Origin of the sequence: Mesobacillus persicus, from assembly GCF_900109925.1 — a bacterium.
In the GTDB taxonomy this organism is placed as follows: Bacteria; Bacillota; Bacilli; order Bacillales; family Cytobacillaceae; genus Mesobacillus_B; species Mesobacillus_B persicus.
In genome coordinates this window covers 143388-158708 of record NZ_FOBW01000012.1, presented here as the reverse complement: position 1 = coordinate 158708, position 15321 = coordinate 143388, and the positions used below count along the sequence as shown (strand labels likewise).

Annotated in this window: 9 protein-coding genes; 4 read left to right on the top strand and 5 right to left on the bottom strand. The window is 39.9% G+C overall.

From position 1 onward, the window contains the following. Positions 1-395: 395 nt before the first annotated feature. Both galU and BMX30_RS16615 read right to left on the bottom strand, forming a co-directional pair. Positions 396-1280: a UTP--glucose-1-phosphate uridylyltransferase GalU gene (galU, locus tag BMX30_RS16620; protein WP_090748260.1), complete on the bottom strand. Its 885-nt coding sequence runs from the start codon at positions 1278-1280 to the stop codon at positions 396-398. 378 nt (positions 1281-1658) lie between these two features. Beyond that, the gene (locus BMX30_RS16615) at positions 1659-2090 is read right to left on the bottom strand and encodes a VanZ family protein (RefSeq protein ID WP_090748257.1); all 432 of its coding nucleotides are present in this window, start codon (positions 2088-2090) and stop codon (positions 1659-1661) included. A gap of 153 nt (positions 2091-2243) precedes the next feature. Here BMX30_RS16615 and BMX30_RS23615 point away from each other — a divergent pair, with 153 nt between their 5' ends. After that, positions 2244-2393, top strand: coding sequence for a hypothetical protein (locus BMX30_RS23615; RefSeq protein ID WP_170843918.1), 150 nt, complete (start codon positions 2244-2246; stop codon positions 2391-2393). Positions 2394-2509: 116 nt separating this feature from the next. On the opposite strand, the gene galE is transcribed toward BMX30_RS23615, so the two are convergent. Beyond that, complete coding sequence (gene galE, locus BMX30_RS16610; protein WP_090748254.1) at positions 2510-3499, bottom strand: UDP-glucose 4-epimerase GalE; 990 nt, start codon at positions 3497-3499, stop codon at positions 2510-2512. Between the two features lie 744 nt (positions 3500-4243). Between galE and BMX30_RS16605 the strand changes: the two genes are divergently transcribed. After that, entirely contained in the window at positions 4244-10450 is a 6207-nt protein-coding gene (locus tag BMX30_RS16605; protein WP_139195405.1) for a 5'-nucleotidase C-terminal domain-containing protein, read from the top strand. A gap of 125 nt (positions 10451-10575) precedes the next feature. Here the strand turns inward: BMX30_RS16605 and BMX30_RS16600 are convergent, their stop codons facing one another. Further along, the gene (locus BMX30_RS16600; RefSeq protein ID WP_090748251.1) at positions 10576-11784 is read right to left on the bottom strand and encodes a M14 family zinc carboxypeptidase; all 1209 of its coding nucleotides are present in this window, start codon (positions 11782-11784) and stop codon (positions 10576-10578) included. 665 nt (positions 11785-12449) lie between these two features. Between BMX30_RS16600 and BMX30_RS16595 the strand changes: the two genes are divergently transcribed. Then, complete coding sequence (locus BMX30_RS16595; protein WP_139195404.1) at positions 12450-13796, top strand: alpha/beta hydrolase family protein; 1347 nt, start codon at positions 12450-12452, stop codon at positions 13794-13796. 61 nt (positions 13797-13857) lie between these two features. Here BMX30_RS16595 and hutG read toward each other — a convergent pair whose 3' ends face one another. Further along, entirely contained in the window at positions 13858-14820 is a 963-nt protein-coding gene (hutG, locus tag BMX30_RS16590) for a formimidoylglutamase (protein ID WP_090748245.1), read from the bottom strand. A 197-nt stretch (positions 14821-15017) separates the two neighbouring features. Between hutG and BMX30_RS16585 the strand changes: the two genes are divergently transcribed. Beyond that, entirely contained in the window at positions 15018-15197 is a 180-nt protein-coding gene (locus BMX30_RS16585) for a hypothetical protein (protein WP_090748242.1), read from the top strand. Positions 15198-15321 lie beyond the last annotated feature (124 nt).

Genomic DNA, 15321 nt, shown 5'->3' with positions numbered 1-15321 from the left:
TAAAGGTTCTCCCGAGTTGCCGTAATATATCAGTGTGTAACGTGCCATGGTCACCGACTCCGAGGAAGTTGTTATTCTCTCGCCATTTACGAGAATAACAATATTGCCTTCTACACTCCTGAGTGCATCGGCCTTCCCAACTAACGCGAAATTTCGAAGCTCAATCCCTTCAACCTAACGGCTTACGGCCCATTACCTAGCTGTCTACGCTTAAAAGCAGAGTGTTACCACCTGCCCTCCAAGACTCGCTACGAGTGAATGGCTAATTCTTTCTCGACGGGAATCCCACCCGCTATATATTACGACCTATGCTCGGTCGCTCCAGGAGTCTTCGTGCCTTCCACTCCAATCAACGTGTTAAATATCAACAATGTACTTTAACACAGCCTAATTTTTTAATATGATTTAGAATGCTGCTCAATCTTCTCTTCCATAAACCTTAATAAGTCGTCGCGGAGGTCCGGCCGTTGTAAAGCAAATTCAATCGTTGTCTCGATAAAGCCTTGCTTCTCCCCGACATCATATCTTTTCCCTTCGAATTCATAGGCAAAGACCCGCTGGATTTTGTTTAGCTTTTGAATCGCGTCGGTTAGTTGAATTTCGTTTCCGGCACCAATTTCCTGTTTTTCTAAAAACATGAAGATTTCTGGGTTCAGGATATACCGACCAATGATGGCCAGATTAGATGGAGCTGTTCCAGGATCAGGCTTTTCAATAAAGTTCTTCACCTGATAAATCCGATTCTCTGCTTCAATCGGGTCAATGATTCCGTACCGGTGGGTTTCGGTATCTGGTACTCTTTTCACCGCGAGGACAGAAGAAAATCGTTTATTGTACTCTTCCATTAACTGCGCGAGGCATGGTTTCTCCGCTTGAACGATATCGTCCCCTAAAAGTACGGCAAAGGGCTCATCTCCAATGAACTTCCGCGCACATAAAATCGCATGTCCTAACCCTTTTGGTTCCTTTTGGCGAATATAATGGATATCAATCATATTTGATATGCTTTGAATTGTCTCAAGCATCTCGTATTTCTGCTTTTCCATCAAATTGTTTTCCAGCTCGGTGGCATGGTCGAAGTGGTCTTCGATCGCACGCTTCCCTTTTCCGGTTACAATGATAATGTCTTCAATCCCTGAGGCAATTGCTTCTTCAACAATATATTGAATGGTCGGCTTATCAACGATTGGAAGCATTTCCTTTGGCATCGCCTTCGTCGCAGGCAGGAACCTTGTCCCTAAACCAGCTGCCGGTATAATCGCTTTCCTTACCTTATTCATCTTCACTTCCCCTTTGCATAAAATATAGAAAGATGTATGTACGTAGGATTAGTGTCTATTTGTTTATTTTACCAAAATCTTCATCTAAAAAGATAGCCCGTTCGTCTAGATGGATGAGCAACATCTTTGACTTAAACTTTTGTATTCATAAAAATAAAGGGTAAAGGAGGTTCGTATGGGAATTTTCGATTTTTTTCTTAGCAAATGTGAGATTTGCAATAGAAAAGTGAAGCCGCTGAGAACCTACATCAATGACCATGGTAAGGAGATAAAAGTCTGCATTCCATGTTCAGAATATGCTGAACGTAGAGCCTACAAGATCAAAAGAAAGTAGAGCTTCTAAACGCCAGCCCGTAGTTTTAATAGACTGGCCCCTCGTTATCTGCTTACTCTCTCCCCACCTGATTGTACCCCTACTAGTTTCGTGAAAAGAAACGAACAAATAAGTCCAGTTACGATCCCCATCGCATCAAAACCAACATCAAAGAGACGGCCTCCTCTTGAAAAAAAGATTTGAAGAACCTCTGTTATGATCGCCAGTAGCATACTGAATATAAATGCTTGGCTAAGTGACTGATAGGCCTTCGTACAAAGTATAACCAATACGAAGAACACCATGATATGCCCTATTTTTTGAATGACAAATCCATTCGTTAGTATAGGGATCGGATCAAAGAACTCTAATAAGTTAGGATCGGGAGTCCATTCAAAAAAACTTTTGTTGCTATTCACTAGTCCTGATGGGTTCTTCACACAGGTCATGATAAAAATTGAGATCATCCAAAAATATAGGAATAGCTTCGAGCTCATCCTCCATTCACCATCCTCATCACAAGTATGGTCCGATTTTTTATTGGTTAACCGATTTAAGTTTGTCGGTTTTTGTTGATGGTTTGTAAATTCTAAATTTTCTATTAATATGGTAAAATATAGGTAGTCTACTTAATTTAGGAGGAAAAGAGCATGCCTCTCGTACATATGAAGGAAATCTTCACTCCACTTAGATTCTTCGGAATTAAAATTTTTCGCTCAAAGGAAGGACAGTTCTTTTTTAAGTTCGGCAATAAACCGAGGAAGCGTATTTTTGGTAGAAAGAATGATTTGTCTATTTAATAGATAGGAATAGGAAGTTCCTATAATCTCGAGTAAGGCTAAATTAAACTAGCAAAAAATAGAACATAACAAAGGTGCCTCCCCAAAAATTAAGGGGCAGGCACCTTTGTTTATTTTTATTCGTCGTAACCGTTTGGATGGGCTTGATGCCAGTTCCAAGCGTCCTTAATAATTTGATGAACCGAAGTCCGCTGCGGTTTCCAGCCCAGAACTTCACCGGCTTTTGCAGAGGACGCGATGAGCCTGCTTGGGTCTCCCGCTCGGCGTTCGACCGTTTGTGAGGGAATTGGATGCCCCGTTACTTCTCTTGCAGCCTCAATGATTTCTCTTACCGAGAAGCCCTGGCTAGAGCCGAGGTTGAAAACATTGCTTTCTCCGCCCTTTTGCAAATAATCTAATGCTAGGATATGGGCATCAATGAGGTCTTCAACATGAATATAGTCCCGAATGCAGGTACCATCCTCCGTATCGTAATCATCACCAAAGATGGAAATGTACTCTCGATGACCAAGGGCAACCTGGAGAACGACTGGAATAAGATGAGTCTCCGGATTGTGATCCTCGCCAATTTCACCTGTTGACCTTGCCCCTGCTACATTAAAATAACGAAGGGAAACGAATTTAGTTCCATAGGCGCTGTCACACCATTTCATCATCTTTTCCATCGTTAACTTCGTCTCACCATAAGCATTGGTCGGGAAGGTCGCCATCTCTTCGGTAATTGGCATAACCTCCTGTTCCCCATATGTTGCAGCCGTGGAAGAAAAAACGATATTTTTAATTCCAAACTCACTCATCACATCGAGCAGCACTTGCGTTCCATAAACATTATTATCGAAATACATGATCGGGTTTGTCATTGACTCGCCCACTAAGGAACTTGCCGCAAAATGAATGACACCGTCTATCTCTTCAGTTTTAAAGACCATTTGGAGGAAGGATTTGTCGCGAATGTCCCCTTTGTAGAATTTTGCTTTTGGGTGGATTGCTTGCTCGTGACCCGTTAGCAAATTATCGACGACAACCACATCATATTGGCGATCAATCAATTGATGAACAGCATGGGAGCCAATATACCCTGCTCCTCCTAGGACTAGTATGCTCATTCTAATACCTCCGTATTGTTTTTTATTTTTACTATATAATACTCGCCCTTTAGTTAATTAATTTTACACACGAATCTATTTTCAACCTTATCCCCTGATTTGACAAGGTCATAGGAATGTATTTTTAACACTTCCCTTAATTTACTAGGTGAATAGACCTAATCATAGGTCTAAACCATTTTAATCCACTAAGAAAAACTTCCCCTACCAACAAGACCCTAGCCCTGTTTTTCTCTGTTTTAACTCCTCTTCTTCGACAACACTTAAACGTCCAGCTAAATATACTATTTAAAATATTTATAATTTTAACACCCTCATGCATTTACTAATAATCTATTGATTTTATCGATAAGCGGTCTATTTCAATCGGAAAACACGAACGTTACACTTGTACATCGTTTTTTTGTTCGATAAAATTTTAAATTGGTAATATTTATGACATAAAAAAAGTGACCTTTTTTTGTAAATTTGTGTAGAATTTTAGGAGATTAACAGATAGAATTACTATTGTAATATTAAAACTTAACAAATCTATGAGAATGCTTTGAAAACACGAACTTTTCATAGAAAAAGTGAGGGATCAGATGGGAAAATTGTTTCAGCAACATCTTTTTTAATCTTTTGATAGGCATTAAGTCACGTACATGAGAAACGTCATGCTCTTTCAGTTGGCATGTTTTATCGGAGGTTCCCCCCATAAACACCAACTAACCAAACCAGGAAATACCTAGAGGAGGAAAAGATTTGAAGATATTCAAGAAACAATGGTTTATCCTAACAATTATTTTCACAATGCTTGTTGGATATGCCGCACCAGTTGCACAGGTTGCAAGTGCTGAGGATGGTTTCATCACTGTTGAAGAAGCGATTGCTAATAACAGTGGAGTGGCAATTGTAAAGGGGTATATTGTTGGTACAACAATCTCAAAAACGAACTTTGATCTAGAAGCTCCGTTTACTACTAACACAAATATAGCCATTGCCGATAATCCAAACGAAACGGACATTTCTAAACTACTTCCAGTTCAACTTCCAACAGGGGCTGTTCGGAATGGCTTAAACTTAATGGATAACCAAGATCTTTTAGGTAAAGTAGTTTACCTTACTGGATCCCTGGAAGCATACTTTACCATCCCTGGTTTAAAAAACGTATCTGAATACAGCTTCGATGGGGTTCCTGAAAAGCCACCAATCGAAGGTTTAGAAGGACTAAAAATCAATCAAATCCAAGGCGAAGGTCATAACTCTATTTATGATCGCGAAAATGTTATAGGTATCGAAGGGATCGTAACTTATGTAGATGATGCAAGCAACTTCTATATCCAAGATCCTGAACCAGATAATAATCCTAAAACTTCTGAAGGTATTCTTGTCTACAAGAAGAACCATGGTGTCAGTGTTGGCGACCATGTAAGTGTAGACGGTCTTGTTAAAGAATGGATCATTGCTGGATATGATGACAAGTTAAAAACTGATTTGGCGACGACTGAAATCGACGCAAACAACGGAACGGTTACAGTTTTAGATAGCAACCAAGTAGTTCCGGAACCACTTGTTATTGGCAAAGACATCTTCCCTCCAACACAGGTTGTTGATAACGACCAATTCTCTGCGTTCGATCCTGAAGAAGATGCAATTGATTTCTACGAAAGCATCGAAGGTATGCTTGTAGCAGTTGAAAATCCAATTGCAGTAGGTCCACAGAAGTATGGCGAAATTCCTGTAATCACTCAAAAAGATGAAAAGAAAACTTATACAATTGCTGGTGGTCTTCCACTACAAGCAAATAATACAAACCCAGAAAGATTACACTTATTATATGATGATAGAAATTATGTTGTAAAAACAGGTGATAGTTTTAATGGAACAGTAACTGGAGTGGTATCATACACCTTCCAAAACTTCAAGATTCTTACTAAAGAACTACCTAAAAAGGTTGAAGGTGACTTCCAACCTACAGCAACTGAACTTGTTAAGGATGATTCAAAGTTAACGGTTGCGAACTACAACATGGAAAACTTTGTTGGAACAGAAACAGAAAAGAAAAATAAAATTGCAAAGTCAATTGTTGAAAAACTAAACTCTCCGGATATTATTGGACTTGTTGAGGTTCAAGACAATAATGGGACCGGCACTGGTGTAACGGCCGCAGATCAAAACTATGAAGCACTTATTGCGGCGATTAAAGCTCACGGCGGACCAACTTACGCTTGGACTGATATTGCTCCAGAAGAGAACAAAGATGGTGGTGCACCTAACGGAAATATCCGTGTTGGATTCATCTATAACATCGATCGCGTCTCTCTTGCTGAAGGTAATAAGGGCAGCGCTACAGAGGCTGTTGGCTATGAAAATGGGTCGCTAACACTTAACCCTGGCCGTATTGACCCAACAAATACTGCGTTTAACTCAAGCCGTAAACCACTTGCTGCTCAATTTGAGTTTAATGGCGAAGATGTAATCGTTATCAATAACCATTTTAACTCTAAGGGCGGCGACCAACCAATTTTCGGTAAAAACCAACCACCAGTTCTTGGTAGTGAGGCACAACGTGTTAAAATTGCCGGTATCGTCAACAATTTCGTAAAAGAAGTGCAGAATGAAAACGCTGATGCTAATGTAGTCGTTATGGGTGACCTAAATGACTTTGAATTCTCTAACCCTATTCAAACATTAAAAGGCAGCGAATTAACAAACCTTATTGAATCGGTTCCTGCTGCAGAAAGATTCACTTATAACTATCAAGGGAACTCACAAGTACTTGATCATATTCTTGTAACAAATAACCTTGCAGCTGGCGCTGAAGTAGATGTTGTACATATCAACTCTTCATTCATGGAAGCTCATGGCCGTGCGAGTGACCATGATCCAGTTATAGCTCAACTAGATCTAGGTACTAATGTGGAGAACAATTTTAATTTAACGGTTCTTCATACAAATGATACCCACGGTTCCTTAGACAATATGCCTAAGACCGTAACGGCTGTTAAAGAAGAGAGAGTTAAGGATCCAAACGCGCTTCTTCTTCACGCAGGAGATGCTTTCTCTGGAACGTTATATTTTAATGAATTCCAAGGAAAAGCTGACCTAGACTTAATGAACTTAATGGGCTTTGATGCCATGACATTTGGTAACCATGAATTTGATCTTGGTTCTTCTGCTGATGGACATGCGAAATTAGTAGAATTTATTCAAGGTGCTCAATTCCCATTTGTTAGTTCAAATGTTAATTTCTCACAAGATGATAAATTTAACGGTCTATTTAATAACCTAGTTACGAATGATGCTCAAAATGGTCAAATCTATGATGCAATTATTAAAGAAGTAAACGGTGAAAAAGTAGGGATTTTCGGTTTAACTACGGAAGAAACAGCCGATATTTCTAGCCCAGGATCGGTTGCATTTGAAAACTACCTTGAAGAGGCTGAAAAGGCTGTCGAGGCTCTAGAAGCACAAGGCGTTAATAAGATTATTGCATTAACTCACATTGGTTATGATGATAACGCCGCAATTGATAACGACTTAACTCTTGCAAAAGAGGTAGAAGGCATCGATATTATTGTTGGTGGACATAGCCATACAGCGCTAACTGAACCTACTATAGTAGCTGAAGATGCAACACCAACTGTAATTGTACAAACCGGAAGTGGAAATAGTAATCTAGGATTACTGAATGTGGAATTCGATGAAACTGGTGTAGTAGTCGCACAGGCAGGTAAATTAATCAAGATTGATAGTCAAACAGCTGACCAAGAAGCTGTAGAGATTCTAGCACCATACAAAACCAAGGTAGCTGAAATCGAGCAGCAGGAAATTGGTGTCGTAGCTGAAGTCGCTTTGGAAAACCCACGTACGAATGGAGATAATACAAAATCAAGTGTACGTAGAAATGAAACAATCCTCGGAAACTTAATTACCGATGGAATGCTTGCAAAAGCAAAATCATTCACTGGTAAAGATGTGATTATGGCCTTACAAAACGGTGGTGGAATCCGTTCAGCTATCGATGCTGGCCCAATCACTGTTGGTGAAGTAATTAAGGTTCTTCCATTTGGAAATACACTAGCAACCATGGAGTTAACAGGCGCTGAGCTTAAGGAAGCATTTGAAATCAGTGTCAGTCAATACCCAGGGGAAAATGGTGGATTCTTACATGTAGCTGGTGGAAAAGTGGAATTCGATGCTAGAAAACCAGCTGGAGAGCGTGTCGAATCTGTGAAATATCTAGATCAAAATGGTGCATATGTTGAAGTTCAAGATGATGTAACATACACGGTCGCAACAAACGCTTTCACAGCTAAAGGCGGAGACGGTTACGGTGTCTTTGCGAAAGCATATGAAGAAGGACGTGTAACAGACTTAGGTTTATCAGATTGGGAGAATTTCAGAGATCATCTAGTAAGCTTAGAAACAATCCCAACAAGCATTGAAGGTCGAATTGTTTTAGCTAACTTTGACTTAACGGTCCTTCATACAAACGATACACACGGTTCCTTAGACAATATGCCTAAGACCGTTACGGCGGTAAAAGATGAAAGAGCGAAAGATCCAAATGCCCTTCTTTTACATGCAGGAGATGCATTCTCTGGAACGTTATATTTTAATGAATTCAAAGGAAAAGCTGATTTAGACTTAATGAACTTAATGGGCTTTGATGCCATGACCTTTGGTAACCATGAATTCGATCTAGGCTCTTCTTCTGAAGGGCATGGAAAATTAGTAGAATTTATTCAAGGTGCTCAATTCCCATTTGTTAGTTCAAATGTTGATTTCTCACAAGATGATAAATTTAACGGTTTATTTAATGACCTAGTTACAAATGAAGCTCAAAATGGTCAAATTTATGACGCAATTATCAAAGAAGTAAACGGTGAAAAAGTTGGGATCTTCGGTTTAACTACAGAAGAAACTGCTTCTATCTCTAGTCCTGGTTCAATTGCGTTTGAAAACTATCTTTTAGAAGCTGAAAAGGCTGTCGAGGCTCTTGAAGCACAAGGTGTTAACAAAATTATTGCTCTAACTCATATTGGGTACGATGACAATGCAGCCATTGATAACGACCTAACTCTTGCGAAAGAAGTAGAAGGTATCGACATTATTGTTGGTGGACATAGCCATACTGCGCTAACTGAACCAACAGTAGTAGCTGTAGATGCAACGCCAACCGTTATTGTTCAAACCGGAAGTGGAAATAGCAATCTAGGCTTTCTGAACGTGGAATTCGATGAAATTGGCGTAGTAGTGGCCAATTCAGGAAAATTAATCAAGATTGGTAGTCAAATAGCTGACCAAGATGCTGTAGAGATTCTAGCACCATACAAAACGAAGGTAGTTGAAATCGAACAGCAAGAAATTGGTGTAGTAGCTGAAGTCGCATTGGAAAATCCACGTACGAATGGCGATAATACACAGTCAAGTGTACGTAGAAACGAAACTATTCTCGGAAACTTAATTACCGATGGAATGCTTGCAAAAGCAAAATCATTCACGGATAAAGATGTGATTATGGCGTTACAAAACGGCGGTGGTATCCGTTCAGCCATCGATGCTGGCCCAATCACTGTTGGTGAAGTAATTAAAGTTCTTCCATTTGGTAATACACTTGCAACGATGGAGTTAACAGGCGCTGAGCTAAAGAGAGCATTTGAAATCAGTGTCAGCCAATATCCAGGAGAAAATGGTGGATTCTTACATGTGGCTGGTGGAAAAGTGGAGTTTGATTCTACTAAACCAGCAGGCGAACGTGTCGTATCTGTGAAATATTTAGTTCAAAATGGTGCATATGTTGAAGTTCAAGATAATGTAACATACACGGTCGCAACAAACGCTTTCACAGCTAAAGGAGGAGACGGTTATGATGTCTTTGCGAAAGCATACGAAGAAGGACGTGTAACAGACTTAGGATTATCTGACTGGGAGAACTTCAGGGATCATCTAGTGAGCTTAACTACAATCCCAACACAAGTTGAAGGACGAATTGTTGATGTAAGTAAAGAACCAGGTGATAACCCTGGTGAAGAACCAGGCGAAAATCCTGGTGAGGATCCAGGCGAAAATCCTGGTGAAGAACCAGGCGAAAATCCTGGTACAAATCCTGGACAGAACCCAGGTACAAACCCTGGTGCTAATCCTGGTCAGAACCCAGGTACAAACCCTGGTGCTAATCCTGGACAAAGTCCAGATGCGAACCCTGGTAAAAATCCAAGTGTTATCGTAAAGCCTAAAACAACTGTAAATGCTACAAATAAGACAATGACTGTAAACGTAGTATTAACAGATGTTAAAAAAGCGAAGGCCAACGAGGTTGTTATTATTCAACCTAAAAATGCGAAAGAACAAGTTGAGTTAAAAGTGGAGTTAGACAAAGCTGCTTTAAATTCATTGATAGAAAAAAATAATGAATTAAAGATTGAAAAGGGAGACTCTAGCCTTATTATCCCAGTTTCAATTTTAGAACAAATCGCAGCTATTGCTGGTGATCAACCAGTGGTAATTAAGATGGTAAAACAACAGGCTGCAAATGCTCTTGGTGCGGTGTATGATTTTACCATCACAGCTGGATCAACGGTTATAAGTGACTTTAATGGACAAGAAGTAACCTTTACATTAGAGGTGAATCCTGATTTAGTTGCTGATCTGGATCCATCACTGGTTAAAGCATTTTATTACAACGAAGAAACGAAAGAATGGGAAGTTATCGAAGACAGTGTATATGACCCTGCTACCGGCTTGGTAACAGCGACAACAACTCATTTTAGTACGTATGGTGTCTTTAAAGATGATTCAAGCGAGACTAAAGGTACACCATCCGTTGCTTCTACTGGAACTAATGGTAACATCCTACCTAATACTGCTACAAATCAATTTAACCTATTAGCATTGGGCTTACTATTAGTCGCTATGGGTGCTGTAGTAATCGTTAGTAGAAGAAGAACAAATATGAATTCATAAAGAAATGAAAAAATCCCTTCTGCTTAGTTGCAGGAGGGATTTTTCCTTTTACAATAATAGAGTTATTACAGAGCTAAGTTCACTCTTTCTTTACGGTACTCTCTCACCCCTTACATACCTGCACCTTAAATTCCTGGTCTGTAGGATGTCAGTGGGATATTGTCGTAATCATCTGGGTCAAGCTCATTTACTGATCCATCTGTGACGCCGTTAATAATACCATACAGGCCAGTTTCAACTGCCTTTACCAGCTGTCCTTTTTTCTTTTGACCTAATGAATGGGATTGTCCTCTTACCTCAAATAAAATAGTTCCACTGCCGTTTAAACCAAAGCTTCCTAATGCTGTACCTGGAAGGTCAAGATTTTGGCTATACAGTGTAATGTTGTTGAACGGTGAATTATTGCCTAGAGATTGCAAGGCATTGTATGCGGCCAAGTTCAACTGCTTCGAGAAATCAAAGTTATAGGTATCTGCGTATTCAGCATATTTTTCACCTTCTGGTGTGTTTGGATCAGGTACGAAGTCTGCTGAAAGTGACATTGTTACAAGGTCATCTGTGCCTTCTACATAGTACTGCCCTTGGTGATGGATGTCGACGAAGACATCTACTTTTCCGAATTCAGCTTGTAGAGATTTGTATACATCTCTTACTGTTTGGGATTCAGGGGTGATGTACCAGCCAGGTAAGCTTGAATTGCCTGGAAAATCCCCTGCCTTTGGTACGTAATTTAAGTCTGGATTGAAGTCACGGTTGACGTCGAAGCCAGGGTTCTGTGAGTAGTCCCTTTGTTGCATATTTGGTGAAGTATAGTAATTCCAAGTTGGACCAACATCAGCTAATTGCGGGAATGCTGCCTGGACTTCTGCCCATGACATATCATTTCCACGGCGATCCAGTTCAGATGCGTCTGGGTTCATTTTAGGTAAAGCAACTAGAGTCACCTCTTCACGTATTTGCTTCGCCTCAGGGGAGTTGCTAGAACCAAGATATTGAAGAATATTTAGGATGGCTTCTGTACCGGTCTTCTCGTTTCCGTGAATTTCACTTTCGATTAGGATGACCTTATCTCCATTTCCTACCCTTGCTTGATAGATGTCTCTTCCTTGGTTGGACTCACCCACCACATCTAGAGCTACTCTCCCCTGGCTGTTATTTTCGATTTGCTTTAGGCGGTCTACCATTTGTGAATAATCGGTAAAACCTTTTACAGAATAGACTTGATTAGGATTGGTTAGATTCCCATTTGGTGAATTACTTGCCAATGTTGGAGCTGCTATACTAGCACAAAGTGCAAGGGCACTTACCCCAGCTAATAGTTTTTTCCCTTTCATAATCACTCACTCCATCTCTAAAATATGTATTTCTTTTAGTATAGGGAAATCAGTCTTTAGCTTCTTGATTATTTTTAACTATTTTAATATTCAAATTATATATGCCTGATTTACTACTTCCTATTAATCTCTTAGGACTTTTGGGTATATTTTAAAAGTAAACTATATTATTTCTGATTTGGATTGTGTGTGCGTAAATGCAATCAATTAATACTACTCTAGTAGTTGGGAACAATGGCGATTGCCTCTGTTTCTAGTTCTAAGAAAGCTTTCACCCTAGTAATCCCCGATAAAAAACATATGAACAGACATCAATCTACATTTCCCGGGAAAATCCTTCAAATAACTGGACTAAAATCCTATTCTAAAAATGTAGAGGTTTGTAGAGATTTGCTTGTAATTGTAGAAGCAAGGATTCAAAAGAGGTATAAATAACTATAAAAACATGAGAAATGATTTCTTTCTCTTTCAATAAGAATCTCCTGTTATGACTTAAATGGAACCTAATACCTAGAGTGTGCCTCATGTTATTTATGTACAGGGACATAAATTCCTTATTTATTCTGTTTATGTCAGATTTTAATAGATTGTGAGGAAATGATTTTATTGAGTCTGTTGTCTGAATATTGCATTATTTATTCAATACTAGGGAGGAGTGATCATTGTTGAAAAAGACTGTTCTTGCAATAACACTAGGAGCCTCATTGATTTTTACCGGCTCAGTAGGATTGGCTGCCCCACCAGCTGGAGGGAAAGGTGTAACGCAAAAAGCGCAAAATCAGAATACGATTCCTTATTATGTTGATGAATCAAAACTGCCGTTTGAAAGCCCAAAAGGAATAGAGACGGATCGGTATTGGGGCGTACATAAAGGGGCGGGATATCGTATTGAGGTTCCGAAGAATTGGAATGGTGAGCTAGTTTTATATGCTCATGGTTTTAGAGGGACAGGCCTTGAGTTGACAGTGAGTAATCCAAGAATAAGGGGAAATCTTTTAGAACAAGGATACGCATGGGCAGCATCAAGTTACAGTACGAATGGGTATGATGTTGCACAAGGGGTTAAAGATACTCACGCACTTGGGTCGCTTTTTAATGGGAAGGTCGGAAAACCATCTCGAACTTATATAACTGGCCATTCAATGGGTGGACATATTACAGCAGTGCTAGCGGAGCAGTACAGTAATTCCTATGATGGGGCGTTGCCTATGTGCGGGGTAACCGGGGATACTGAGTTGTTTGATTTCTTTACGGATTATAATGTTGTGGCCCAGTCTCTCTCGGGAATAGCGAAGGAGGATCAGCAAACGATTCTTGATGCTGAATACGTGGGAGGTACAGTACCTCTAATTAAAGATAAGCTCGGTTTAGACGGAAATTTAAATGACGAAGGTCAAAAATTGAAATCGGTAACAATGAACTTGACTGGCGGTCAGCGTCCATTGTTCGATACGGCCTTTGTGACCTATAAGGATTTTCTCTTTAACCAGCTACCTCCACAAGGCGATTACGGGGTTGCCGCAGGCAATGTGGTGAACACAACTGACTCAGTTTACCAGTTTGATGATGATATGAGTACTCTATCTCCTGAAGAAAAAGCACTTAATGAAGCTGTTGTCCGAGTGGTTAGTGACCCACAGACAAAGCAACAAGGATTAACTGGGGTCCCAAAGGTAAATGGGACACATAAAATCCCAATGGTCTCCCTTCATACTGTTGGTGATTTATTTGTACCATTTCATATGCAACAGATTCATGTAGAAAGAACGGAAGCAAATGGGAATGGGGATATACTTGTTACTCGCGTGATTCGGGATGTAGAGCATTGTGGATTTAACACTACCGAAGAGAGTGAAGCCTTTACTGACCTAACAAAATGGGTTGAAGAAGGAAATAAGCCTGAGGGGGATGATATTTTAAATCCGAAGGTTGTAGCTGATGAGCATTTTGGCACGGAATTTACTCGCGGTTATAGAGCCTATGATCCTGAAAAATATCATACTCATGAATAATATCTGTTAACAGAACAAGAGCCCACTTATTAAGTATGAGGGCTCTTCTTTTGCTATGAAATCACGAATGAAATGACACCAACGCATCATGAATCAAGTGTGATGCCAATACCACCGTCCTATTATCGTCATCAAGAATCGGATTTACTTCTGATATATCAAAGGAAGTGAGTTTCTTGCTTGAAACAATATAACGGATTAAAGCACGGACCAGCTTCGGGTCGAGCCCAAATGGCGAGGGTGCGCTGACTCCTGGGGCGTACGCTGAACTAACCGCATCCATACACAATGTGAGCATTATGTAATCATGTCGGGCCGCAAAGGCGCAGAGCTGCCCTTTTGCACGCTCGATGTCCGCAAGCGTCAAATCCTCCTCTAATAGATAGTGAACCCTATGTTCCTTTGCGGTTTCAAATAGTGACAGGGTATTCCCCGCCGGCTGAATTCCAGCTACGAAATAACCGCAGTTGGGGTCTTCATCTAAAATCTGCTTAAACATGGTTCCCGAAGAAGGTTGCTCGTCATAAGGTCTCATGTCAAAGTGAGCGTCTATGTTGATCATGCCTAATTTGGCATCCGGACCAATTGATTTTCTTATACCTAGATAGTGACCATAAAAGGTTTCGTGCCCCCCACCTAAAATAACTGGGGTTATGTTCGTGTTCATTAATTTGCGTATGGCTTCCCCTAGTTCTTGTTGAGCTTCCTCCATTTTTTCATCTTCACACTTTATGTTTCCTACGTCGTATAGGTTTGTTCCTTCAAGTAAATGCCACGGGAGCTTTGCCATTGCCATTTTTATTTTATCCGGAGCCTCAGCGGCCCCTACTCTGCCTTTATTTCTAAGGACACCCTCGTCACATTGAAAACCGATGAGCCCGAAGTTTTTATTTGTTTTACTCTGATCTATATTTAAATTCGGTAATTCAGCTAGACTAACCTTCTGATGATAACGAAAGCTTAAAAGATCCTTCTCCGAGTCCACTCTTCCCTGCCAATATTCTTTAGATGGTTGAATATACATGGCTCCTCCTTATGCAATTACGCATTTTAATAAAAGTATAATTCGGTTAAAGGTTTTTACCAATACCCACAATACCCAGATTTAATTTTAATCAAACGTTTGATTAAATATTTAAGCTTGCTTCCCTGTCCCTATTTTCGTCACCAAAATCGGAGTATTGTATAAACTGAAATAAAGGTGTTAAAGGAGTGGGAATAATGCTGCTTGAGTTAACCCTTTATCTTCTGATAGGATTCGCTTGCTTATTGGTTGGAAAGGCAACAACGTCAAAAGAAATTGGTCATAACATCCTCTATGTGATTTTCTGGCCGTATTTCGTTCTATTAAAATATATAGAGTATATCGACAAAGCGAAACGGAACAGTCGAAAACGCTAACATGTAAATCTATTTTGATACTAAACTAATGGGTAGGCAAAAAAAGAACACGATCTAAATTAGATGGTGTTCTTTTGGTTGGTATGAATATTTACAAAACCTGGATGGTGCCCACTAGTCTTGC

What these genes read in the sequence shown, in the direction of transcription:
- BMX30_RS16600 (WP_090748251.1), bottom strand. Translation starts at nt 11,784, where the DNA reads ATGAAAGGGAAAAAACTATTAGCTGGGGTAAGTGCCCTTGCACTTTGT.
- galU (WP_090748260.1), bottom strand. Translation starts at nt 1,280, where the DNA reads ATGAATAAGGTAAGGAAAGCGATTATACCGGCAGCTGGTTTAGGGACA.
- BMX30_RS23615 (WP_170843918.1), top strand. Translation starts at nt 2,244, where the DNA reads ATGCCTCTCGTACATATGAAGGAAATCTTCACTCCACTTAGATTCTTC.
- BMX30_RS16585 (WP_090748242.1), top strand. Translation starts at nt 15,018, where the DNA reads ATGCTGCTTGAGTTAACCCTTTATCTTCTGATAGGATTCGCTTGCTTA.
- hutG (WP_090748245.1), bottom strand. Translation starts at nt 14,820, where the DNA reads ATGTATATTCAACCATCTAAAGAATATTGGCAGGGAAGAGTGGACTCG.
- BMX30_RS16615 (WP_090748257.1), bottom strand. Translation starts at nt 2,090, where the DNA reads ATGAGCTCGAAGCTATTCCTATATTTTTGGATGATCTCAATTTTTATC.
- galE (WP_090748254.1), bottom strand. Translation starts at nt 3,499, where the DNA reads ATGAGCATACTAGTCCTAGGAGGAGCAGGGTATATTGGCTCCCATGCT.